The organism is Pseudomonas sp. G(2018), from assembly GCF_005502415.1.
GTDB lineage: Bacteria > Pseudomonadota > Gammaproteobacteria > Pseudomonadales > Pseudomonadaceae > Aquipseudomonas.
Genome location: NZ_SCOO01000002.1, coordinates 208,046 through 232,600, shown reverse-complemented (window position 1 = coordinate 232,600; position 24,555 = coordinate 208,046). Strand labels below are relative to the sequence as shown.

Below are 24,555 nucleotides of genomic sequence, written 5' to 3'. Positions count from 1 at the left end.
ACGCGATCCAAGGTGGGAGCGAGCCTGCTCGCGAAAGCAATTCAGTCAGCGCTGGACATGTCCTTGGGAAGACGCTGATCAATGACTTGATAAAGGGCACTACCTTCAGGCCAGTTGCGCATGAAGCGCGCCCGGTCCCGCGCGTACGCCGGGGCGAAGCTGGCAAGCGAGCCGTGCTGGCACATTGAATCCAGATCGATCAGCGCCCAGCGATCATCCTGCCAGAACAGGTTGTGCCCCTTGAAATCGCCATGGCTGATGCGCTCGCGGATCAACTCGGCAAACAAATGTTCCAGTGCCGCCAGCTCCGCCTCGGGCGCATTCCCGCTTTCCACAAAGGGTGCAAAGCGCTCGATGATATCCGGCCCCGACAGATGCTCGGTGATCAGGTAAGCGCGGCTGCGCAGCCAGAGAAAACGCTTCTCCAGCATAGCCAGCGGCTTGGGCGTAGCGATATCGAGGAACGCCAGACGATTGCCTTCGCGCCAGGAATGCCAGGCCCGGCTCGGACGCCAGAAGCGTTTGAGCCAATGGGCAAAACCTTTGATGTTGTAACGCTTGATCACCAGCGTGCGACCATCCACTTCAACCATGCCGACGCTCGCTGCGCCGCCGGTCTTGTACAAGTGCCCCTGATCGAGCAAGTCGTCGGCCTGCGCCAGTACCGGCAGCATCGCCGCTTCTTCCTCGCGACGGATTGCCCGTAAGCCGAACGCCCCACGCTGCACGCTGAACAGCGTGCATTCACGCCCGACCTTGTTCAGGAAGTCCTTGAGACGCCAGCTGCGCACCTTGTCGATTTGCTTCTGCAGAGCCTCCATGGGCAAGGCATGCTCGCCATTGCTCAGCAGGTAGTACACCAGCAACTCTTCGGTGAATGGCTCCAGCGTCTTGGGCAACTGAGCGAAAAACACACCGAGGTTGTCCAGGACCTTTTGCCGCGACAGTGGCTGGCCGGGTGTTTCGGCGCAGATCCCGGCGCCATCGATCAAATACAGTCGACTGCCCTGGCGCAACAGGTTGTCCAGGTGCAGATCTTCCTGCCACAAACCCTTGCGGTGCATTTGACCGATCGCACCCAAGGCTTCAGCGAGAACCGCCGACTGCTCATCGGCCAACGCCGGCAAGTGTTCAACCTGCTTCCATTCATCGCCCAGGCTTGCAGCGCCTTCCAGAAACTCGAACAGCAGCCAGCCGCCCTCGCCGTCCTTAAGACCGTCTGCCAACAGCAGCGGAGTGGTCAAGCCTTGCGCTGCGAGCAGGCGCACGCCCTCCAGCTCTCGCTGAAAATGCCGCGCCGCTTTGCTGCCGACCAGCAATTTGGCCAGCACCGGGCGACCCCGCCAGACACCGGCACCGACATAACGCTGCCCGGGCAGCACCCGCAACAGGCTCAGTAGCTGCAAATCGGCCGGTCCGGCGGCATCGGCCAGGGAAAGGCTCAGCGGCAGCACCGGACTGCGGCCAGCGTTTTTCAGTTCGGATAAACGCATCAGCGCTTCTCCTTATAGTTGCGCCGCGAGGTCAAGCGACCCAACCAGCCATCGATCAGTGAACTGTTTTGCGGCTGATCCAGATAGGCGGCCAGTAAAATGCGCAACTGCGCTTCGCTCCATTCAGGCGCCCGACGCAGCAGCGGCTCCAGATCCTTGACCCGGTCGCGCTGACCGAACAGCAACGGTCGGGTCTTTTCCAGATCGATCAACTGGGCCCGATAGCCATCGTCGGTGGCACAAAGAAAAATATGCTTGGGATAAAAACAGCCGTGCACCTGACGCTTGCCGTGCAGGCGCTGCGCCAGCTTCCCGCAGGCTTGCAGGATAGCGGTTTGTTGCGCTTCACTCAGGTCCGTCCAGCGCTGCAGCAACGAATCCAGATCATCCCAACCATCCAGGGCACGGGTCAGCAAAATTGCCCGGACTTCACCGTCGACCTTGCGTTCTCCGAAGAACGCCGCCTTCAGCGCCGGAATGCCGAGCGCCTCATAGCGGCTGATGTTGCGAAATTCCCGGGCGAAACTTGGCTCGCCAAAGGGCGCGTGCAAGGTGTGCATCTGATAATTGCTCTGACGCTTGAGGTAGAAGCCGTGACCTTCCAGATCCAGCCGAAACACGCTGCTCCAGCCACCGCGCAGGGTGTTGGGTTCGTCCACGGCATCGAGCTGCCGGGCCCAGAGTGCGTCGAACGTGCCGAGGCCGTGACGCTCAAGCAGCGCACGGTCTTCAGCGGCCAGAAAATCAGTCATTCGCGTCCCTCGAAAAATCTCACCACATGCCGGATCCGTTTTTTGTCGGCGACTGTCAGCCGGGTACTTTGGCGGTATTGCAGGTAAAAGCGCAGGCGCTGGGTAGCCGACAATTGATACTTGGCGACCTTGTCCAGACACGCCAGGTCCTTGGTGATGCGGTACTTGAGCCAGAAGCCGCGCCAGAAATCGCCGTTGGGGCAATCGATCAGGAACAACCTGGCCTGATCGTCGATCAGCAGGTTGCGCCACTTCAAATCGTTGTGGGTAAAGCGATGCTCGTGCATGGTCCGGGTGTAGTCGGCCAACTGGCGACTGACGGTGTCGACCCAGACGCGGTCCGCAAGCTTCGGGTCGCGCCGTTCGGCCAGGGCCGACAAGTCTTCGGTGTGCGGCAGCTCACGGGTGATCATCGCCCCGCGATCATAGGTTGCCCCTCGCCGCTCCAGCCCCCAGGCCACCACCTCGGCAGTGGGAATGCCCCACTTGGCAAAGCGTTTGAGGTTTTGCCACTCCATTTTCACCCGTGGCTTGCCGATGTAGCGACGCAGCCCTTTACCGGCGCCCACGTAGCGTTTGACATAGTAATTGACGCCGTTGCGCTGAACGCGGATGACCTCTGACAGCGGGTCGTGGGTCAGGCGCTCGCCCTGTAACGCAAACACAGCGTCAAGGCTGCCGAAATCTGCGGCCAGATCGCTGTAAGCAGGTTCCAGTGTCCAACCCGCCATCAGAGCGCATCCCCGTATCGCTGTTTGCGGTCGTAGAGTTTGTTGGCCTTGCCCTCGAGCCAATTCAGCAGCCCGGCTTCTTCGCCGAGAATCTGTCGCAGCGGCTGCTGGAAGTAACCTTTGAGAAAGCGCAGCTTGTCGCGACGGGTCAAACCGATATCCAAAGCCGAAAAATACAGCGCCGCCAGATCCTTGTTGCGCCAGCGCTGGGTGATCGTCGGACGGGTTTGGGCGCGGTGCAGGTCGATCACCGAGAGCTTGAAGTCGTCCGCGGTCACCGGTTTATCGGTGTGCAGCAGGAAGTGACAGATATAACAGTCGCGATGATTGACCCCGGCGCGATGCATCATGCCGGTCATGCGTGCAACTTCGGCGATGAGGGCGCGCTTGAGTTTTGGCTCCGGCGGCTGCTTGACCCAGTTGATGCTGAAGTCTTCAAGACTGATAGTCGGCGCCAGCTCTTCAGTGACGATGAACGAATGCTGATCCGCCGGATTGCTGCCCCTCTCGCCGTAAGCGACGGCAGTCATGGTCGGCACGCCGACTTCCTGCAAGCGCTGGATGGCCTTCCACTCCTGGCCGGCACCGAGCACCGGCAACTTGGCGGTGAGCAGATTCTTGAAGATCTCGCCCCAGCCGATGCCACGGTGGATTTTGACGAAGAATCCGTTACCGTTCACTTCGGTGCGCAGGGTGCGGCGAGCTTCAAGTTCGCGGTACACCTCGCCCTTGAGCCCCTCGACTTCGGCGAACGGGTCGCGTCCGGCCCAAAGGCTCTTGAACGGTTCAGCCAGCATCAACTTCATTTAAGCGTGCTCCGCCAGAATCACATCGGCCGCGTGCTGCGGCATGCTATAGAGGTCGGCCGTTTCGGCGAAGGCCAGACCGTTGCGGCTCCAGGCCGCCCGTGCTTGAGCGTCGTTCAACATGCCGGTCAGGTACTGCGTCAGCTGTGCCTGCTCGAACGGCTCGTCCAATACCAGGCCAGCATCGGCCTCGGCAATATAATGAGCATAACCACAGACCGCACTCACCAGCACCGGCAACCCGGCCACCAGCGCTTCAAGCAGCACGGTGCCGGTGTTTTCGTTGTACGCCGGGTGAATCAACAGATCGGCGCCCAACAGGAAACGCGGGATATCACTGCGCCCCTTGAGGAACGTCACGTTGTCACCAAGCCCCAATGTGGCGCTCTGCATCTGGAATAATTTGGGGTCGTCCTGGCCGATTACAAATAGCCGCGTGCGCGCCTTCAATTCAGCATGTAACGCGGCCAGCGCTTTGAGGCTGCGATCCACCCCTTTGGTCTTGAAGCCTGAACCGATCTGAACCAGCAGCAAATCGTCGTCTTTCAGATTGAATTCGCGACGAAACTCACGGCGGATCTCGGCGGCATTGGCCGGCGCGCGACGGTCCTGAGAAATACCTGGCGGCAGCAAGTGGAAGCGCTCGAGCGGCGTGCCGTAATGCTTGATGAACAGCGGTTGCTGCACCTCGGAGATCATCAACACTTCGGTCTTGGCATCCTTGGCGAACACCGCGCGCTCGTATTCGGCGAAGTGGCGGTAACGGCCCCAGCGGCGGTACAGCGAGTTGCGCAGGTTCTGCGCCTTGTCTTCGAAGCAACCGTCGGCGGCGTAGTAAACGTCCAGGCCAGGCATCTTGTTGAAGCCGATCAGACGATCCACCGGCCGTTTGGCCAGGTCCGCTTCCATCCACTCGCTGAGCTTTTCATTGCGACGGTGGTTGAAGAATGCCTTGACCGGCGCCACCAGCACTTCAAACCCTGGCGGCACGTCGCCTTCCCAGATCAACGTGTAGACGCGAATCTGGTGGCCGCGCTTCTGGCACTCCAGGGCAATGCGCATGAAGTCGCGCTGCAAGCCACCAAAGGGAAAGTATTTGTACAGGACAAATGCCAATTGCATCAGCGCAGCTCCTCAGCCAGTAACAACGTGCTCAGTCTGCTGGCGACACGCTCGGGGTTCAGACGCGTGAAGCACAGTGGCCACTCGCGTTTCAGATCAAACTGACGGGCATCTTCGGCCGTCGGTTGATAGGTGCATTTCTTTTGCAGGCACGGCGCACAGGGGAAATCGCTGGCCAGGTGAATCTGCGACTTGCCGTAGGCACCGGTCAGGCCGGGGTTGGTCGGGCCGAACAGCGACAGTGTTGGCACGTCCAGTGCCGCGGCCAGGTGACCGAGGCCGGTGTCCACCGCCACGCAGGCTTGAGCCCCGGCCAGCACTTTGCCGACACCCGCCAGATTCAGCTTGGGCAGCACTTCGACGTGCTTCAAGTCCTTGGCGATGCGTTCGGCGCGGGCTTTCTCGATCGCGTTGCCCCAAGGCAGTTTCACCCCGACCCCCAGGTAACCGACCCGCTCGGCCAGCTCGCGCCAGTAGGCTTCCGGCCAGTGCTTGGTGTCCCAGGTGGTGCCGTGCAGGAACAGCACGTACGGATTCTTGCGCGGCAGTTCCACCAGGCGCTCGACGTTCAGGCCATAGTCGCCCAGCCCTTTGGGCAAGTCATAACCCAGGGCCACGGCGAACAGCTGACGCACCCGTTCCACCGCGTGCTGCCCACGGGCCACGGCCAGGCGCCGGGAATAGAAACGCGCGGCAATCGGCTCGCGGGCGGAGTCTTTGTCGAGACCGGCAACCGGGGCCTTGACGTAGCGGGTCAGCAACGCGCTTTTGAGCAAGCCCTGGGCATCGATGACCAGATCGTATTTTGTGGCGCGAAGGCTTTGCTTGAAACGCTTCCACTCGCCGCTCTTGATGGTCTGCCAGATGTTCTTGCGCCAGCGACGGATAGCCACCGGAATCACCTTGCCCACCGCCGGGTGCCAGGTGGGAATTTCAGCGAAGCCTTCTTCCACCACCCAGTCGAAGGTGATGCCGGGGATGGCCCGCGCAGCATCGGTCAGCGCCGGCAACGCATGAATCACGTCGCCCAGCGATGAAGTCTTGATCAGCAGTACCCGCAAACTATTTGACCTCGACCACAGTGCCCTGCAAACGCTGCAAGGCTTCGTTCACCGCTTGCGGCATCAGCTGACGCAGGCAGTTGTAATGACCAAAACGGCACGTGCGATCGAAGCACGGGCTGCATTCGATGCCCAGGCGCACGATCTCGACATGCTCGGCCAGTGGAGGCGTGAAGCCCGGCGACGTCGAGCCGTAGATCGCCACCAGCGGACGGTTCAGCGCAGCGGCGACATGCATCAGGCCGGAGTCGTTGGAAACGACCGAGTCGGCGCACGACATCAAATCGATCGCCTCGGCCAGCGAGGTGCCGCCACTGAGGTTCACCGATTCTTCACGCAAGCCGGGAATCAGCCGCGAACGGATGTCTTCGCCCACCGCGTGATCGTTTTTCGAACCGAACAGCCAGACCTGCCAACCCTCGCGAATCTTCGCTTCGGCAACCTTGGCGTAGTGTTCGGACGGCCAGCGCTTGGACTCACCGAACTCCGCACCCGGGCACAACGCCAGCACCGGACGATCCAGCACCAGGCCGAACTTGGCCAGTGCCGCTTCGCGGGTCACCGGGTCGATCCGCAGACTGGGTCGCGGATAGGGTTTGGGCAGTTCAAGACCGGGCTCGTAAGCCAACGCCATGAAGCGCTCGATCATCAGCGGGTAACGCTCTTTGTCCAGCGTGCGCACGTCGTTGAGCAGGCCGTAACGGAATTCGCCACGCCAACCGGTGCGCTTGGGGATACCGGCAAAAAACGGTACCAGTGCCGACTTCAGGGAGTTGGGCAACAGGATCGCCTGGCTGTACTGGCCGGCCAGGGATTTGCCGATGCGCCGACGCGTCGCCAGCTCCAGTGCACCGTGGCCGAGCGGGAAGCTCAAGGCCTGGCGCACTTCGGGCATGCGCTCAAGTATCGGCCGGCTCCACTCGGGGGCCAAGACGTCGATTTCGCATTGCGGGTGGCGCTGTTTAAGACACTGAAACAGTGTCTGCGCCATCACCATGTCACCGACCCAGCTGGGCCCAACGATCAGAATTTTCATGTGGCTTCCAAAAACGAACCGGGGAGGCATACGCCTCCCCGCCTCGATGATTCTACAAAAACTGCAGATCTTCTGTGGGAGCGAGCAGGCTCGCCCCCATATTGGGTACTCGGTGTTTCAAACATCCTGTTCAGCTTAGCCCCAGCTCACGCCAGATCCGCATGACCTGTCGCCGTTCATCCGCGAACTGGTCGCCGGTTATCACCCCGGGATCCTTCTGCAAGGCCTGCCGGTGGGCGGCGGAGCGATAGGCCTTATAGGCTTCACGCAACAGACTGGCATCTTCGGCGGGCATCAGCCCTTCGTGTTCCAGCTCTTCCAGAATGCGTATATTGTCGGTCCAGCGCAGCAATGGCGGGTGAGTTTCCGACCACGCCAAGGCCGCGTATTGCACCATAAATTCGATATCGACGATACCTCCGGCATCCTGCTTGAGATCGAACGGCGCCGTGGCCTCGAAGGCATTTGCCCCGGTACCGGCCGCAGTGCTCTTGCTGCCCAGGTTGTCGCGCATCTTGGCGCGCATCTCGCTCACTTCCTGGCGCAAGGTCGGCAGGTCCCGCGTCTTGCCCAGAATCGCCGCACGAACCTGCTCGAATGCCCGGCCGACATCTTCGCTCCCCACCAACACCCGCGCCCGCACCAACGCCTGGTGCTCCCAGGTCCAGGCTTCGCCCTCCTGATAACGGGCAAACGCCCCCAGCGAACTCACCAGCAGCCCCGACGCACCGGACGGCCGCAGGCGCATGTCCACTTCATACAGCTGACCGGAGTTGGTCTGGGCCGTGAGCAAGTGGATGATTCGCTGTCCGAGCCGGGTAAAAAATTGCGCGCCATCGATAGACTTCGGCCCGTCGGTTTCCGCCTGCGGGTCGCCATCGTGGATGAACACCAGATCCAGGTCCGAACCATGCCCCAGCTCCAGGCCACCGACTTTCCCATAACCGACAATGATGAAGCCGGGATCGCACAGGGTGCCATCGGCGCGCAACGGTGTACCGTACTTGGCTACGGTCTGGCGCCAGGCCAGGGCCAGCACTTGCTCCAGAATCGCTTCGGCGAGCCAGGTCAGGTAATCACTGACTTTCATCAACGGCAGGCTGCCGGCGATTTCCGAGGCGGCCACCCGCAAGCGGTGCGCCAGCTTGAAATGACGCAAGGCTTCCATTTGCTGCTCAAGGTCATCCTCAGGAATCCGCGTCAGACGCTCGCGCAACTCGGCGGCCAGTTCCGGCGCCAGGGGCGGCTTGAACAACCGGCCCTCATTGAGCAGTTCGTCGAGCAGCAACGGGAATCGCGTGATCTGCTCGGCGATCCATGGGCTCGCAGCACACAAGGTCAGCAAGCGTCGAAGCGCGCCGGGGTTTTCGGTCAGCAGTACCAGATAAGCAGATCGACGCGCCACGGCTTCCACCAGAGGCAATACCCGCTCCAGCACCAGATCCGGGTTGGCGTGTTCCACGGCCTGGGCAAGCAAGCGCGGAATAAAGGCATCGAGGCGCTCGCGCCCGAGACGCTGCATAGCCCGCAGTTGCGGACTGCTGCGCAGACCGGCCAAGGCTTTCAAGGCTTTGGTGGCATCCGCGAAACCACCCTCCTGCAACTGACGGCAGGCTGCTTCTTCATCCTGGGCCTCTTCCCACAATGGCAGCCACTCACCACCCACCACGACCTCGCTTTCAGCGCCCTGCTCCTCATCCGGATCAGCGATCACCTGGCCGAAGTGCCAGGCCACACGGCCGCGCCAGTACATAAGCCGCTCATGAAAAGCCTTCCAATCGGCAAAGCCCAGCATAAAGGCAATGCGCGCCTGATCCTGAGCGCCATCGGGCAGCATCTGGGTCTGGCGGTCGGCAATCGCCTGGATCGCGTGTTCGGTGTAACGCAGGAATTCGTAACCTTCGCGTAATTCGCTGACCACCGCTGGCGGCAGGTAGCCCTGGCCTTCCAGTGTGTTCAGTACTTTTAATAGAGGACGTTGTTGCAGGCTCAGGTCGCGGCCACCATGGATCAGTTGGAACGCCTGGGCAATAAACTCGACTTCGCGAATGCCGCCAGAGCCAAGCTTGATGTTGTCGGCCATGCCTTTACGCCGGACTTCCTGCTGGATCAGTTGCTTCATGGTGCGCAAGGCTTCGATGGCCGAGAAGTCCAGATAACGCCGGTAAACGAACGGGCGCAGCATCTCTTGCAATTGCGCGCCGGCCACTTGATCGCCGGCCACCACCCGCGACTTGATCATCGCGTAGCGTTCCCAGTCGCGGCCCTGGTCTTGATAGTACTGCTCCAGCGCATTGAAACTCAGGACCAGCGCACCCGACGAACCGTAGGGTCGCAGGCGCATGTCGACACGGAACACAAAGCCGTCGACGGTCATCGGGTCCAATGCCTTGATCAGGCGCTGGCCGAGACGGATGAAAAATTCCTGGTTGTCCAGCGAGCGCTTCACACCAACGGTTTCACCGCCCTCGGGGTAGGCGAAAATCAGATCGATGTCCGACGACAGATTGAGTTCCACCGCGCCGAGCTTACCCATGCCGAGGATAACCATCTGCTGCGGTTCGCCGCTGCGTCGGCCGGTCGGAACACCAAATTGCTGACAATGCCGCGCATACAACCATTGATAAGCCTGATCGATGCTGGCATCGGCCATGTCCGAAAGGTCGCGGCAGGTCTGGACCAGATCGGCCTGGCGGGTCAGGTCACGCCAGATGATCCGCACCTGGTGACGCGCGCGCTGGCGACGCAGCGCCCGGCCGAGCTGGTCGTCGGTTTCAGCGACGCTCACTGCCGTGGCGATCTGCGCGCACAACTCGCCGGGAGCGTAGTGACGGTCCAGTTCGCCGGACTGCACCAGCTCCAGAAGCATCAGTGGGTCACGCACGCTTTGCTCTGTCACGAAGTCGCTGGCGGCGGTCACGCGGGCAAATTGCTCCCAGCGCTCGGGCGTCCATTCGGATAAGCCATGATCGTCATCCAAAGCAGCAACGGCGGCACGCAACGACTGCTGCGCGCGGGTGACAAACGGCAGCAGAATGGCTGGCAGTTCGACAAGCGAAGGAAGGCTCATGGTCTATCCTTGATCGGCGTATAGAAGGCTGTATGTAGTGATTTAACGAAACGCACTACCTGATCGACTGTCGAACAAAGGTTAGAAATAGCTGAAATTTCTTTATTATTGGCAGCCAACATCAAGCTCTCACCTTTTTTGGTTAGCAAAATTCCAACCTTAACGATTTTTCTCACAACGTAGTCGGAGGCCACAAGCCGCTCTTCTGTAGTTTTACTACTCGTATATACATTCGGATAGCTGAAATGCCGGATGATTTGTAGTAAAACTACACGCCGCCGGAACAACCTATCGGCAATCCAAGAATTCATAACGTCTGCCCACAAGGCCAGTCGCTAACTCAGGCAACCGATTCTGGTAGCCTTTCCGCCCTGGAGCAAGCCATGCAAGACCTCGATCCCGTCGAAACCCAGGAATGGCTGGACGCCCTGGAATCGGTTCTCGACAAAGAAGGCGAAGACCGTGCTCACTATCTGATGACCCGTATGGGCGAACTCGCGACCCGTAGCGGCTCGCAGTTGCCTTACGCAATCACCACGCCTTACCGCAACACCATCCCGGTTACCCACGAAGCACGCATGCCTGGCGACCTGTTCATGGAACGCCGCATTCGCTCGCTGGTACGCTGGAACGCGATGGCCATGGTAATGCGTACGAACCTGAAAGATTCTGACCTGGGTGGTCACATCTCCAGCTTCGCTTCCAGTGCGACCCTGTATGACATCGGCTTCAACTACTTCTTCCAGGCCCCGACCGACGAACACGGCGGCGACCTGATCTACTTCCAGGGCCACACCTCGCCAGGCGTCTACGCTCGCGCGTTCATGGAAGGCCGCATCACCGAAGACCAGATGAACAACTTCCGCCAGGAAGTCGACGGCCAGGGCTTGTCGTCCTATCCGCACCCTTGGCTGATGCCTGACTTCTGGCAGTTCCCGACCGTATCCATGGGTCTGGGTCCGATCCAGGCGATCTACCAGGCGCGCTTCATGAAGTATCTGGAAGCCCGCGGTTTCATCCAGCCAGGCAAACAGAAAGTCTGGTGCTTCCTGGGCGACGGCGAGTGCGACGAGCCGGAATCCCTGGGCGCCATCTCGCTGGCTGGCCGCGAGAAGCTCGACAACCTGATCTTCGTCATCAACTGCAACCTGCAGCGCCTCGACGGCCCGGTTCGCGGCAACGGCAAGATCATCCAGGAACTCGAAGGCGTGTTCCGCGGTGCCCAGTGGAACGTGACCAAAGTCATCTGGGGCCGTTTCTGGGACCCACTGCTGGCCAAGGACGTCGACGGCATCCTGCAACGCCGCATGGACGAAGTCATCGACGGCGAGTACCAGAACTACAAAGCCAAAGACGGCGCGTTCGTACGTGAGCACTTCTTCAACACGCCAGAACTCAAGGCGATGGTTGCAGACCTGTCCGACGACGAGATCTGGAAACTCAACCGTGGCGGCCACGACCCGTACAAGGTCTACGCGGCCTACCACGAAGCGGTCAACCACAAAGAACAGCCTACCGTCATCCTGGCCAAGACCATCAAGGGTTATGGCACCGGTGCCGGCGAAGCGAAAAACACCGCGCACAACACCAAGAAGGTCGATGTCGAGAGCCTGAAGTTGTTCCGCGACCGCTTCGACATTCCGGTAAAAGACGAAGAACTGGAAAACCTGCCGTTCTTCAAACCGGAACCGAACAGCGCCGAAGCCCGCTACCTGAGCGAGCGCCGCACTGCACTGGGCGGTTTCGTGCCTCAGCGTCGTGCGCAGAGCTTCAACATTCCGACGCCACCACTCGATACCCTCAAGGCTATCCTTGACGGCACCGGCGACCGTGAAATTTCCACCACCATGGCCTTCGTGCGAATCCTCGCGCAACTGGTCAAGGACAAGGAAATCGGTCCGCGTATCGTCCCGATCATCCCGGACGAAGCCCGTACCTTCGGTATGGAAGGCATGTTCCGTCAGTTGGGCATCTACTCGTCCGTCGGCCAACTCTACGAGCCAGTCGATAAAGATCAGGTGATGTTCTACAAAGAGGACAAGAAGGGCCAGATCCTCGAAGAAGGCATCAACGAAGCGGGTGCCATGAGCTCCTTCATCGCTGCCGGTACGTCGTACTCCAGCCACAACCAGCCAATGCTGCCGTTCTACATCTTCTACTCGATGTTCGGCTTCCAGCGTATCGGCGACCTGGCCTGGGCCGCCGGCGACAGCCGTACCCGTGGCTTCCTGATCGGCGGCACCGCCGGCCGTACCACCCTGAACGGTGAAGGCCTGCAGCACGAAGACGGTCACAGCCATCTGCTGGCTGCCACCATCCCGAACTGCCGCACCTTTGATCCAACCTACGGCTACGAGCTGGCGGTGATCATTCAGGACGGCATGAAGAAAATGACCGAAGAGCAACAGGACGTTTTCTACTACATCACCGTGATGAACGAGTCCTACCAGCAACCAGCCATGCCGGCCGGTGTCGAGGAAGGCATCATCAAGGGCATGTACCTGCTCGAAGAAGACAACCGCGAGGCCGCGCACCACGTGCAGCTGATGGGCTCCGGCACCATCCTGCGTGAAGTCCGCGAAGCGGCGAAGATCCTGCGTGAACAGTTCAACGTCGGCGCCGACGTGTGGAGCGTTACCAGTTTCAACGAACTGCGTCGCGACGGCCTGGCCGTAGAACGCACCAACCGCCTGCACCCGGGCCAGAAGCCTAAGTTGAGCTACGTTGAAGAGTGCCTGAACGGCCGTCAAGGTCCGGTCATTGCCTCTACCGACTACATGAAACTGTACGCCGAGCAGATCCGTCAGTGGGTACCGTCCAAGGAATTCAAAGTCCTGGGCACCGACGGTTATGGTCGCAGCGACAGCCGCAAGAAACTGCGTCATTTCTTCGAAGTCGACCGTCATTTCGTGGTGTTGGCAGCCCTGGAAGCACTGGCTGACCGTGGAGATATCGAACCTAAAGTGGTGTCTGAAGCCATCGCCAAGTTCGGTATCAACCCGGAAAAACGCAACCCACTGGACTGCTGAGGAGAGATTCTGTGAGCGAACTCATTCGCGTACCTGACATCGGCAGCGGTGAAGGTGAAGTAATTGAACTGTTTGTGAAGGTCGGCGACCGTATCGAAGCCGACCAGAGCATCCTGACGCTGGAATCGGACAAGGCGAGCATGGAAGTGCCTGCGCCGAAGGCCGGTATCATCAAGAGCCTGAAAGTGAAGCTGGGCGACCGCCTGAAAGAAGGCGACGAACTGCTCGAGCTGGAAGTCGAAGGTGCCGCTGCAGCCCCTGCGGCTGCCGCCGCGCCTGCTGCCAAAGCCGAAGAGAAACCGGCCGCTGCTGCTCCTGTGTCAGCAGCTCCGGCCGCTCCTGCGGCTGCGCCAGCAGCCGCTTCGGTTCAGCAAGTGCACGTGCCGGACATCGGCTCGTCGGGCAAGGCCCAGATCATCGAGATCCAGGTCAAGGTCGGCGATTCCGTTGAGGCTGATCAATCGCTGATCACCCTGGAATCCGACAAGGCCAGCATGGAAATCCCATCGCCTGCCGCTGGCGTGGTCAAGGCCATCAGCGTCAAGCTCAACGACGAAGTCGGCACCGGCGACCTGATTCTGGATCTGGAAGTGGCGGGTGCTGCTGCACCTGCTGCCGCGCCAGCCCAGGCCGCTGCACCTGCTCCGGCTGCCGCCCCTGCCCCTGCGGCAGCTCCGGCTGCACCCGTGGCAGACAGTGTTCAGGACATTCACGTTCCGGACATTGGTTCGGCCGGCAAGGCCAAGATCATCGAAGTCCTGGTCAAGGCCGGTGACACCGTTGAAGCCGATCAGTCGCTGATCACCCTGGAATCCGACAAGGCCAGCATGGAAATCCCATCGCCTGCCGCTGGCGTGGTGGAAAGCGTTTCCGTCAAGCTGGATGATGAAGTCGGTACCGGCGACCTGATTCTGAAGTTGAAAGTCAAAGGCGTGGCCCCGGCTGCTGCTCCGGCACCTGCCGCTGCCGCACCGAGCGCTCCTGCTCCAGCCGCGGCTGCCGCTGCTCCTGCTGCTGCCGCGCCGGCCGCTGCTCCAGCCAAACCGGGCGCCAAGGTTCACGCAGGTCCTGCGGTGCGCCAACTGGCCCGTGAGTTCGGCGTCGAGCTGAGCGCTGTCGGCGCCAGCGGTCCGCACGGTCGCATCCTCAAGGAAGACGTGCAGGTTTACGTCAAGGCCATGATGCAGAAGGCCAAGGAAGCGCCGGCCGCTGCCGCCGGCGCAACCGGTGGCGCGGGCATCCCGCCGATCCCGGTCGTAGACTTCAGCCGCTTCGGTGATATCGAAGAAGTGCCGATGACCCGCCTGATGCAGGTCGGCGCCGCCAACCTGCATCGCAGCTGGCTGAACGTGCCGCACGTGACGCAATTCGACTCGGCGGATATCACCGAGCTGGAAGCGTTCCGTAACGCTCAGAAAGCCGTTGCAGAGAAGGCCGGCGTCAAGCTGACCATCCTGCCGTTGCTGCTCAAGTCCTGCGCGCACCTGCTCAAGGAACTGCCGGACTTCAACAGCTCGCTGGCACCAAGCGGCAAGGCGATCATTCGCAAGAAATACGTGAACATCGGCTTCGCCGTCGACACCCCGGATGGCCTGCTGGTACCGGTCATCAAGAACGTCGACCAGAAGAGCCTGCTGCAGCTGGCCGCCGAAGCCGCTTCCCTGGCAGAAAAAGCCCGGACCAAGAAGCTCTCGTCGGACGAAATGCAAGGCGCCTGCTTCACCATTTCCAGCCTCGGCCACATTGGCGGCACCGGCTTCACGCCGATCGTCAACGCGCCGGAAGTGGCGATCCTCGGTGTTTCCAAGGCAACCATCCAGCCTGTCTGGGACGGCAAAGCCTTCCAGCCGAAACTGATGCTGCCTCTGTCGTTGTCCTATGATCACCGTGTGATCAACGGTGCCGCTGCTGCTCGCTTCACCAAGCGTCTGAGCGACCTGCTGGCGGACATCCGCACCATCCTGCTGTAACCCCGACAGGCCCTCCTTCACCGGAGGGCCTGCCGCGATTCAAGTTTTCCGAGCGCCACGCTCGTACCTCAACCCCGCCAATTTGGCGGGGCTTTTTTTGCTTGATGTTTTTATCTGGCAGAAAGCCTTCCTACATTTGTGGCTGATATCACCCACAACTCAAGTCCATTTCGGCTCGATATTTTTTCGCGTTCAATAACTAGCCTTGGTTTACGGCTGCGCAAGACAATCAAAAACCCGGCAACTTGAATCTACAAAAATCGAATGGACTCGACCATGTTTAAGCCAACAGTCGGCCCTATTATTGGCCACACAACAACTAATCAAGCCCGTATTTTTTTACGCGGCAAATGGCAAAAAAATGCTGCGGCATTTGCAGGAATTCGTTATCGACAAATCGACTCCGAACGCTGGAACAAAGGCATTTTCACGCAACTGACGATTTCACGCGATATGTCCGACGTGATTGTTCTCCATGATCTTAACGCTGATACCGAATACGAGTATCAGGCCGGATGGTTCAGCCCCATGAACCCGGTGCACACCGTGGAAACCATACAGGAACTGCCACTGCAATGGCCTCGGGAGGTCTATCGCTTTCACACGCAGTCGAACCAGATCACAACGCCACGGGCCTATGTCGTCGGATCATGTCGCTATTTGAGCATGACGGCCGGCGTGCCATGGGCACCGCATCTGGGTGACCGGATCTTCGCATCCATTTCAAACCTGGCAAAACATGGCTCACCGCCCATCAGCGCCATGTTGATGACAGGCGACCAGGTTTATATCGATGATTTGAACTTCATTGCACCGGATCGTGAATACCACGAAATACTTGCCAAATACCGCATTGCCTTTTCTCAGCCGCACATTACAAAGTTGATGTCCGGCACACCGACTTACATGATCCTCGACGACCACGAAATCGAAGACAACTGGCCAGCCAATAAAGCCAGAGGCGATGAGCAGTTATACAAAAATGCCATGGGTGCTTATGAGTTATTTCAAGCCAGTCACAGTCCGGCCCATGAGTTGAATACTGAAGGGCAATTAAACTGGCAGTTCAAACACTATTGGTATCAGTTTACCCATGGCGATATCGAGTGGTTTGTCACCGACAGTCGAACCCGGCGTAATCTCGCGGCCAACGACAGGCGCATTCTTGATACCGAACAGGAACAGGCTTTGCGCGACTGGTTGATCCACAGCCCGGCCCGGGTCAAATTCGTGGTCACCAGCGTCATGTTCTACCCAGACCGCAAACGCCCTACTGGTGACGCCTGGGAGGCTTTCCCCCAACAACGATTACGATTGCTGGAGACCATTCGCACCCACAAGATCAAGAACGTCATCTTCGTTTCCGGCGATGTCCACGGCTCCTTGACCAGCCGCCTGAGCCACAGCGAGGACCCGGACTTCGAAGTGCATGCCATCGTTTCATCACCTCTGTGCAACAGCAAACTGCTGCCCTATGCCAAAGACTCAACCTTTATCCTCGATCAACCGCTGGTCCGAACCGCCGCAGGCGACTATCGACATGAACTCTCCGGCAAGGTCATCAGCCAGGACAACTTTGCACATTTGATTGTCGACGCCGAACAGGTTCATGTGCGTTATCACGATCGGGATGGCAACCTGTTGCAATCGACCGATATCCCGTTGCGCTAAGAAAACAAAAGATCGAAGCCTTCCGCAGCCCCTGCAGGATGTACGTCGTTCTCTTGTATGAGCTGCGGAAGGCTGCGATTTTTACGGAAATAGCATTACTTTTGACCTTAATTGAAGAAATACTCGCTCCTGCCGAGATATTCTTATAGCACTTGGCCTTCATGTCTCTTGTCAGTCGGTGTCGCAATGATGCAACCTTGCCGCAGGCAACAGTAAAGAGGGCGAGAGCCCGGCGCGTTCAGCAAATACGAAGCGAGTTTCCCTCCCTATGAAGAGCCAACCCGATGCCGCCAGCCGTATGGTGGCCGAGGTAGTGACGCAGTTGCCTGTGCCCTCGCGGCTCGGCATGCTGCGTTTCGAACGGCTGAACGAACCAAGCTGGGCGCTGCTGTTTCTCGATCCCAATTGCGAACGTCAATTCGGCTTGCCAGCCGTGGAGCTGTGCGCCCTGGTCGGCTCGCCCTACGCCAGCCTGATGGAGCCGGAAGCGCGTTATCAGCTGCATGACGCGATCCAGCAGCAACTGAGCGAAGCCACGCATTACCTGATCCGCTACACCCTGCACACCGCCACAGGCTCGCTGAACCTGCTGGAGCTGGGTGAGGCCTATAAACAACACAATCGACACCTGTTGCGCGGTTACCTGCTGGTCATCGACGGCCTCTTCGAGGATGATCCGCTGCTGCCGGCGCTGGACCTGGAAACCCAGAACTCGCGGCTGCAAATTGCCCTGGAACTCAACCAGCGTGCACAACAGGAACAACTGCAGCATCTGGACCGGGTACGCGCCCAGCAGGACCTGATCCTGCTGCTGACCCGCCAGCGCTACAGCAGTAACAACTCCCTGCAAGAAGCCGCCGAACTGATCACCCGCAGCGCCTGCGAGATCTACGAAATCGACTGTGCCAGCCTGTGGAACCTGGAAGGCTCGATGCTGGTGCCGATTTCGGCCTACTACCGCGCCGACCAGCAATACCTGTTGCCGCAGCCGATCGACGTCAGCGACTTTCCCGACTACCTCGACGCGCTGCACACTGGCCGCGCCATCGATGCCCATAATGCCATGCGCGACCCGCGCACCCGGGACATGGCCGAAAGCCTGCGCCCGCGTGATGTCAACGCAATGCTCGACGCCAGTGTCCGCGTCGACGGCCAGGTGGTTGGCGTTTTGTGCCTGGAGCAAACCGGTGCTACCCGCGCCTGGCAGTCGGATGAAATCGCCTTCGCCGGCGAGCTGGCGGACCAGTTCGCCCAGGTCATCAGCAATCACAACCGGCGCACCGCCACCAGCGCGCTGCACCTGTTCCAGCGAGCGGTCGAGCAAAGCGCCAACGCCTTTCTGCTGGTCAATTGCGATGGTGTGGTGGAGTACGTCAACCCGAGCTTCACCGCGATCACCCAATACAGCACCGAAGAAGTCCACGGCCAGCGCCTGGCGGAACTGCCGGCACTGGAAAACCTCAGCGAACTGCTGTTCGACGCGCCTTCGGCGCTGGCCAAAAGCAACAGCTGGCAGGGCGAATTCAAGAGCCGCCGCAAAAACCTCGAGCCCTACTGGGGCCAGTTGTCGATCTCCAAGGTCTATGGCGATAACCGCGAACTGACCCACTACATCGGCATCTACGAAGACATCACCCAGACCAAGCTCGCCCAGCAACGCATCGAGCGCCTGGCCTACACCGACAACCTGACCAACCTCGGCAACCGCCCGGCGTTCATCCGCAATCTCGATGAACGCTTCGCCCGAGACAGCGATACCCCGATCAGCCTGCTGCTGGTGGACATCGACAACTTCAAGCGCATCAACGACAGCCTCGGCCACCAGACCGGCGACAAGCTGCTGATCAGCCTGGCCCGGCGCCTGCGCAACAGCCTCAGCCCAAGCGGTAGCCTGGCACGTTTCGCCAGTAACGAATTTGCGGTGCTTCTGGACAATGCCGACCTCCACACCGGACAACTGGTCGCCAACCAGTTGCTGACGACCCTCGACAAGCCGATGTTCGTGGACAACCAGTTGATCAGCGTCACCGGTTCCGTGGGCCTGGCTTGCGCGCCGTTGCACGGGCGCGATCCGCAAACCCTGATGCGCAACGCCGGGCTGGCGTTGCACAAGGCCAAGGCCAACGGCAAGCATCAGGTGCAGGTCTTCACCGAAGCACTGAACGCCGAAGCCAGCTACAAGTTGTTCGTCGAGAACAACCTGCGACGCGCCCTGACCCAGAACGAGCTGGACGTGTTCTATCAACCCAAGCTCTGTCTGCGCAGCGGGCGCTTGTTGGGCATGGAAGCGCTGCTGCGCTGGGATCACCCGGAAAAAGGCATGATCCGGCCGGACCAGTTCATCAGCGTCGCGGAAGAAACCGGCCTGATCATTCCGATCGGCAAATGGATCGCCCGCCAGGCCTGCCGCAAGAGCAAAGAACTGACCGCCGCCGGGCTGGGCAATCTTCAGGTGGCGATCAACCTGTCGCCCAAACAGTTTTCCGACCCGGACCTGGTGGCGTCCATCGCCAACATCCTCAAGGAAGAAGCGTTGCCGGCGAACCTGCTGGAGCTTGAGTTGACGGAAGGTCTGCTACTGGAAGCCACCGAAGACACCCACTTGCAGCTCGACCAGCTCAAGCGCCTGGGCCTGACCCTGGCCATGGACGACTTCGGCACCGGTTACTCGTCGCTCAGCTACTTGAAAAAATTCCCCATCGACATCATTAAGATTGATCGAAGCTTCATTCACGAAATCCCGGACAACCAGGACGACATGGAAATCACCTCCGCGGTGATCGCCATGGCCCACAACCTGAAACTCAAGGTCGTGGCTGAGGGCATCGAAACCGCCCAGCAGTTGGCCTTCCTGCGTCGCCACCGCTGCGATGTCGGCCAGGGCTACCTGTTCGATCGACCGATCCCGGGCTCCGAGCTGATCGAGAAGCTCAAACGCTACCCGCGCGGTCCGATCGCCTGACAGCGGCCCGACACTCAGGCAAACTGCCTATCTGACTAATTACCCTGACTGAGGACTGATAATGGTTCTGCGCTCGGAAATTCTGGTGAACAAAAACGTGCTTCCTACTAAAGAACAAGCTCTGCCTGGCCGCGAAACCCCGATCAAGGTTCCGGACGAACACTTCGTCAACGGCAACCCGCTGCTGGGCCCGTTCCCGGGCAATGTGGAATTCGCCATTTTTGGCCTGGGTTGTTTCTGGGGCGCGGAGCGTCGCTTCTGGCAGCGTGAAGGCGTGTTCAGTACGTCCGTCGGCTACGCTGGCGGCTTCACGCCAAACCCGACCTATGAAGAAGTCTGCTCGGGCCTGACCGGCCACAGCGAAGTGGTGCTGGTGGTGTACGAACCGGAGAAAGTCAGCTACGAAGAGCTGCTGAAGATGTTCTGGGAGCTGCACAACCCGACCCAGGGCATGCGCCAGGGCAACGACATCGGCACCCAGTACCGCTCAGTGATCTACGCCACCAAACCGGAACAACTGGAAGCGGCGAAGAAAAGCGCACAAGTGTTCCAGGCCGAACTGACCAAGGCCGGCCAAGGGATCATCACCACCGATATCGACGAAGCCCCGACCTTCTACTATGCCGAGGCGTATCACCAGCAGTACCTGGCCAAAAATCCGGAAGGTTACTGTGGGATTGGCGGCACTGGCGTGACCTGCCCTATCTAAACGCAGCTTCAAGCTGCAAGCCTCAAGCTGCAAGCTAAGTGCTCGCCGCTTCTACTTGCAGCTTGTAGCTTGTAGCTTGTAGCTTGTAGCTTGTAGCTTGTAGCTTGAAACTTGTAACTGCTACTCAGCGATCAACCAATCCATCTGCCACCCACCCTGGGTCTGCCCAAGCTTCTTGGACAACCACGGCAACAACTCACGCAATTCTTCCTCCAGCCCCCACGGCGGATTGGCAATCGCCAGACCCGAACCGTTCAGGCTGTTGGGCGTGTCCAGCGGATGCACCAGTAACTCCACCCGCAACAACTTCGGCGCACCGCTGCCGGCCAGGTCCTGATAGAAGCGGCGCAATGCGCGCTGATCCTTTACCGGGTACCAGATCGCCGCCACGGTTTGACGCATCCGGCCAATCGCCTCTTTCAACGAGGCTGCGCAACGCTGCATTTCGTCGAGCTTTTCGAACGGCGGATCGATCAACATCACCGCACGCTTCTCCGGCACCGGCAGCAAGGCCCGCGGAACATGCCAGCCTTCACCCAGGTGCACCTTCACCCGACGATCGCCCTTCATGTTGTCCTTGAGCAGAACGCCGTCTTCGGGGTGTTTCTCGTTGAGCAACACACGGTCCTGCGCACGGGTCAGGCGCCGCGCCAGCTCCGGCGAACCCGGGTAATAGCGCAACTGGCCATCCGGGTTCATCTCGTGCAGCACCTGCATGTAATCAGCGGTCAGGATCGGTAGATCCGGCTGATCCCACAAACGTGCAATGCCTTCCAGGTACTCGCCGGTACGGCTGGCCTGATCACCCTGAAGGTCGTACAGGCCAATGCCGGCGTGCGTATCGAGATAGGCAAACGGCTGCTCCTTGCGCGACATCAGGGCGATGAGGCGGGTCAAGGTCAGGTGTTTGAACACGTCGGCATGATTGCCGGCATGGAAGGCGTGACGATAATTCATGGCTGCTCCTGCGAAGGCCGGGAAGTTTACCTTTTACCGACCTGCAAGTCAGGGGTTCACGGCTGAGCGGCTTTACACAATTGAACGAGTCGGCAATAAACCTGTGGCGAGGGGATTTATCCCCGTCCGGCTGCGAAGCAGTCGTGAATCGGTACGCGCGGTGGATCTGGTACTACCCGGATAGCAGGTATTGGGGCTGCTTCTCAGCTCAACGGGGCGGTGCGACGTTTCGCTGAATCCCCTCGCCACAAGAGCCGTGCTCGTCGCAAATGCTAAGGTCGCGCCCGCAATCTTCGGCCGACGACATCCAGCACATCACAGCCATCGCGCAGCGGAATGGCGCAGAGCAAGGCAAAGTCGCTGAGGATGAAGGATTCACACTCGATCGAGCCCCGCATGGACAGGTTTTCCAGCACTTGGGTGACGGCGCGGATTCGGTAGTTGGCAGCGTCGGTCAGGACGTCGAGGGGTGCGTGGGTGTCGACGAACAGGGTAGGCATGTCGTTGCAGTTGCTGGTCAATGCCATGAAGCGGTTGTCGGGATGGGGGACTGGCTTTTCGTAGGGTGGATCAGGCTTTAAATTTGTCATTTTTCGAGCATCCATAGAGTACTGATTGGAAGCTGCCAACGGCCTTTCCTACGGGCTTGGGTGGCAGCCGTGCGCGGGAGTAGGAAACTGAGGTACTCCAAACTCAGCCACGCCGAAACGTGTCCCGCACACAGCCGCCGCAAACGATCTTACGGACACGAATTAAGTGCCGCAATCAAACGACAGCGCTGATGCACGTTGGAGTACAGGGTTCCTACACCCTGCCACCGCATCCGCGGTGGCAGCCAAAGACTAACCCTCCAACCCATCGCCCACCAGTTCACGCAAACCGCCACAACTCGAAGGAAATCTCCTAGGACCGCGTCCAAAACGTCCTAGGACCTACTGCATTTCCTCCACCAGATACGCCAACAATGCTTCCTTGGGCACGGCCGGCGAATCAGGCGCCTTGAGAAAATTCGCCACCTTGCGGTGCAAGACAGCTTCAAGAAACGCCTCAAAAACCCCTGGTTGCTCTTCACTCAACCACTGCATCAAGTTGCCGATCCGGGCGGAATCATCTCCTGCCGCAAGGTGTTGCAGCACCGCCTCAGGCACCTCCCACCACGGAAAAGCCTTCTGCGTCTTCACCGCGCTACCACCGATCTCCACCGACTCCCCATTGATCCAACACCGCTGGATAACTGGCACAAGCTCAGCCGCCTCAACCTCGGCAGACCTCAGAATCGGCAGCAAATAACGCCCATCCCAAAAGCGAAAAAACACAACCTTGCCGTCCGGCAGCGTCACCTGAGTCAGGCTGCGCAAATGCTCAACCACTACCTCAAGACTCGCTGACGACACCGCCAACCAACCCCAGTCACGGGACTCACTGTTCGCTACCCACTGCAAAAACTCACTGTCAGCGTCGACAATTCCTACATAGGGCATCACCTCTTTCCACTCGGTATAAACAGTGTCGCCCCAAACCGGAATCGGTGCCGAACCGCACTTTGAGCGCCGCCAAACATTGAGCGGCTCTGCACAGCTCGCGCTACTGAATATCGCGTAGAGTTTTTCGGTACGGGTGAGAGGACTGTCGACTAGCCAGTTTTTGGGACTGTCGGTCATGAAAAGCGCCTTTTAAGTTATGGAACAAACGAAACGACCATCTAACTCCCGACTCAGCGCAACTCGCGACCGGAAAAACTCAATGCAACCAATCCTTATATTTACCTAAAAAATATAAAACCCATGGAAATCACCGCAAGAATTAGCATCGCCAAAAAAGGCACACAAACAATGTTTTTTAAACGAGTAGGAAACGATAGATAGTCATGCAAGTCGAGATCACCATTGCGCACTGACCTCCCGGGGAACACCAATATCGCTGCAATATTGATGATTGCCAGATAACGACCGATGGGATCATATCCGAGCATTTCTTTTCTGATGATCGCCGCTGGAGAATTCCTCAAGCAACCGAGTATTTCAGACATACGAAAATAAGCGACATACAATAAAACCATCAAGACAATTAACATGCACATAATTAGGACTATACCCGCAAATGCAAACACCACCTCAGCCCGACTTCTCACTTAGTCACCTCATATATAATTTCGCCAAAATACCTCCCCCCTGCTGCATCACCTAGAATCTTGGCCCTCACACCTACCACTACAATTCCACAGACAACAACGCCTAAACCTGCCGTGCCAACCCCCAGTAACCGCGCATGTCGAAACACCAAGTACCCCGGTCGCTGCCCCACCAGCAAGACTTCCAGCAAACGTCCCCGAGTCAGTAAACGTCCTCTTAAGCCCCGAAGTCCCAATCCCCCCCAACTCTTCAACCCGCCTTGATCACCTTACTAGCCTTGTTCACCAGTGGGCCGAGGCTATTGTCGAATGCTGACATGAAGTGCTTGCAGTTTGACAAAAAATTATTTCAACCACCCCATATACTTGCCGACAATCCCAATCACTATAATCATCAGCGTAAGAACCAGCATCAGGCCGCAGACAAACTTTATAAGCCGCTTTAACCCAGCGGGAAATGATTGATAATCTTGCAGATCAAGATCCCCATTCCTCAATGAGTTCCGCGAAAAGAGCAACAACGAACCTACAAGGCTAATCATAAAAAAACGGCTAACTGGATCTAACCCCAATGATTTCTCTCTAATCATTATTGCCGGCGATCTACTTAAGCATTTAATTATTTCACTCATACGATAGTAAGCCATATGCAACAACACGAGCGAAGTCAAAGCCATTAACAAAAGCACAAATAATCCACCAAAACCAAATATTAACTCAGTCTGGCTCCTCACCTCGCCACCTCATACATAAGTTCAGCACCCCACTCACCCACACTTCCCCCTATCTCACCAAGAAAGATAGAGCCAGCTCCAGTCAACAAAACTCCGCAGACGATCCCTCCCAGACCTACAGTGCCAATCCCAATAGCAGCGCATGCCGTCGTACCTAGCAGAGCACTTCCCGTCCCAGCCGCCAACGCCCCCACAAAACTTCCAGCCTCGGTAAACTTGACCTTCCTGCAAGCCTCCTCCGTCCCCGCCCTGCAAGTCTCTTTAACCTTAAGCCCCGAAGCCCCAGCTCCCAATCCAACCCCAATCCACCCACCCGCCTTA

At 58.9% G+C, this 24,555-nt stretch carries 17 protein-coding genes; 5 read left to right on the top strand and 12 right to left on the bottom strand.

Annotation, left to right across the window (positions count from 1 at the left end):
• Positions 1 to 41: 41 nt before the first annotated feature.
• From FFS64_RS03090 to FFS64_RS03050, 9 genes are all read right to left on the bottom strand, one after another.
• Positions 42 to 1,493, bottom strand: coding sequence for a lipopolysaccharide kinase InaA family protein (locus FFS64_RS03090; protein WP_137804184.1), 1,452 nt, complete (start codon positions 1,491 to 1,493; stop codon positions 42 to 44).
• The gene (locus tag FFS64_RS03085) at positions 1,493 to 2,245 is read right to left on the bottom strand and encodes a lipopolysaccharide kinase InaA family protein (RefSeq protein ID WP_137804183.1); all 753 of its coding nucleotides are present in this window, start codon (positions 2,243 to 2,245) and stop codon (positions 1,493 to 1,495) included. Before FFS64_RS03085 ends, FFS64_RS03090 begins: the two co-directional genes overlap by 1 nt.
• A complete protein-coding gene (locus FFS64_RS03080; protein ID WP_137804182.1) occupies positions 2,242 to 2,976 on the bottom strand; it encodes a lipopolysaccharide kinase InaA family protein in 735 nt (244 codons plus the stop codon). The genes FFS64_RS03085 and FFS64_RS03080 overlap by 4 nt, the downstream gene beginning before the upstream one ends.
• The gene (gene rfaP / locus FFS64_RS03075) at positions 2,976 to 3,782 is read right to left on the bottom strand and encodes a lipopolysaccharide core heptose(I) kinase RfaP (protein ID WP_137804181.1); all 807 of its coding nucleotides are present in this window, start codon (positions 3,780 to 3,782) and stop codon (positions 2,976 to 2,978) included. Before rfaP ends, FFS64_RS03080 begins: the two co-directional genes overlap by 1 nt.
• Entirely contained in the window at positions 3,783 to 4,904 is a 1,122-nt protein-coding gene (locus FFS64_RS03070; protein WP_137804180.1) for a glycosyltransferase family 4 protein, read from the bottom strand.
• The gene (waaC, locus tag FFS64_RS03065) at positions 4,904 to 5,965 is read right to left on the bottom strand and encodes a lipopolysaccharide heptosyltransferase I (protein ID WP_137804179.1); all 1,062 of its coding nucleotides are present in this window, start codon (positions 5,963 to 5,965) and stop codon (positions 4,904 to 4,906) included. The genes FFS64_RS03070 and waaC overlap by 1 nt, the downstream gene beginning before the upstream one ends.
• Position 5,966: 1 nt before the next feature.
• Positions 5,967 to 7,001: a lipopolysaccharide heptosyltransferase II gene (waaF, locus tag FFS64_RS03060; protein WP_095192187.1), complete on the bottom strand. Its 1,035-nt coding sequence runs from the start codon at positions 6,999 to 7,001 to the stop codon at positions 5,967 to 5,969.
• Between the two features lie 130 nt (positions 7,002 to 7,131).
• Positions 7,132 to 10,071 (bottom strand): bifunctional [glutamate--ammonia ligase]-adenylyl-L-tyrosine phosphorylase/[glutamate--ammonia-ligase] adenylyltransferase, encoded by a 2,940-nt coding sequence (gene glnE / locus FFS64_RS03055; protein WP_137804178.1) that lies wholly within the window; start codon positions 10,069 to 10,071, stop codon positions 7,132 to 7,134.
• A complete protein-coding gene (locus tag FFS64_RS03050; RefSeq protein ID WP_137804177.1) occupies positions 10,068 to 10,382 on the bottom strand; it encodes a hypothetical protein in 315 nt (104 codons plus the stop codon). The genes glnE and FFS64_RS03050 overlap by 4 nt, the downstream gene beginning before the upstream one ends.
• A 72-nt stretch (positions 10,383 to 10,454) precedes the next feature.
• Between FFS64_RS03050 and aceE the strand changes: the two genes are divergently transcribed.
• The 5 genes from aceE (at position 10,455) to msrA (ending at position 20,412) form a co-directional block, all read left to right on the top strand.
• Positions 10,455 to 13,100 (top strand): pyruvate dehydrogenase (acetyl-transferring), homodimeric type, encoded by a 2,646-nt coding sequence (gene aceE / locus FFS64_RS03045; RefSeq protein WP_137804176.1) that lies wholly within the window; start codon positions 10,455 to 10,457, stop codon positions 13,098 to 13,100.
• Positions 13,101 to 13,111: 11 nt separating this feature from the next.
• Complete coding sequence (gene aceF / locus FFS64_RS03040; protein WP_137804175.1) at positions 13,112 to 15,070, top strand: dihydrolipoyllysine-residue acetyltransferase; 1,959 nt, start codon at positions 13,112 to 13,114, stop codon at positions 15,068 to 15,070.
• Between the two features lie 276 nt (positions 15,071 to 15,346).
• Positions 15,347 to 16,741 carry an alkaline phosphatase D family protein gene (locus tag FFS64_RS03035; protein WP_137804174.1) on the top strand — a complete coding sequence of 465 codons (1,395 nt, stop codon included), beginning with the start codon at positions 15,347 to 15,349 and terminating at the stop codon, positions 16,739 to 16,741.
• A gap of 268 nt (positions 16,742 to 17,009) precedes the next feature.
• Positions 17,010 to 19,703, top strand: a complete 2,694-nt coding sequence (locus FFS64_RS03030; RefSeq protein ID WP_137804173.1) for a bifunctional diguanylate cyclase/phosphodiesterase — start codon at positions 17,010 to 17,012, stop codon at positions 19,701 to 19,703.
• Positions 19,704 to 19,764: 61 nt separating this feature from the next.
• The gene (gene msrA, locus FFS64_RS03025) at positions 19,765 to 20,412 is read left to right on the top strand and encodes a peptide-methionine (S)-S-oxide reductase MsrA (protein ID WP_137804172.1); all 648 of its coding nucleotides are present in this window, start codon (positions 19,765 to 19,767) and stop codon (positions 20,410 to 20,412) included.
• Between the two features lie 120 nt (positions 20,413 to 20,532).
• Here the strand turns inward: msrA and FFS64_RS03020 are convergent, their stop codons facing one another.
• From FFS64_RS03020 to FFS64_RS03010, 3 genes are all read right to left on the bottom strand, one after another.
• On the bottom strand, positions 20,533 to 21,369 hold the full coding sequence (locus tag FFS64_RS03020) for a 23S rRNA (adenine(2030)-N(6))-methyltransferase RlmJ (RefSeq protein ID WP_137804171.1): 837 nt from the start codon (positions 21,367 to 21,369) through the stop codon (positions 20,533 to 20,535).
• Between the two features lie 272 nt (positions 21,370 to 21,641).
• Positions 21,642 to 21,959 carry a hypothetical protein gene (locus FFS64_RS03015; protein ID WP_137804170.1) on the bottom strand — a complete coding sequence of 106 codons (318 nt, stop codon included), beginning with the start codon at positions 21,957 to 21,959 and terminating at the stop codon, positions 21,642 to 21,644.
• 342 nt (positions 21,960 to 22,301) lie between these two features.
• Positions 22,302 to 23,030: a DUF4123 domain-containing protein gene (locus FFS64_RS03010; protein WP_137804169.1), complete on the bottom strand. Its 729-nt coding sequence runs from the start codon at positions 23,028 to 23,030 to the stop codon at positions 22,302 to 22,304.
• Positions 23,031 to 24,555 lie beyond the last annotated feature (1,525 nt).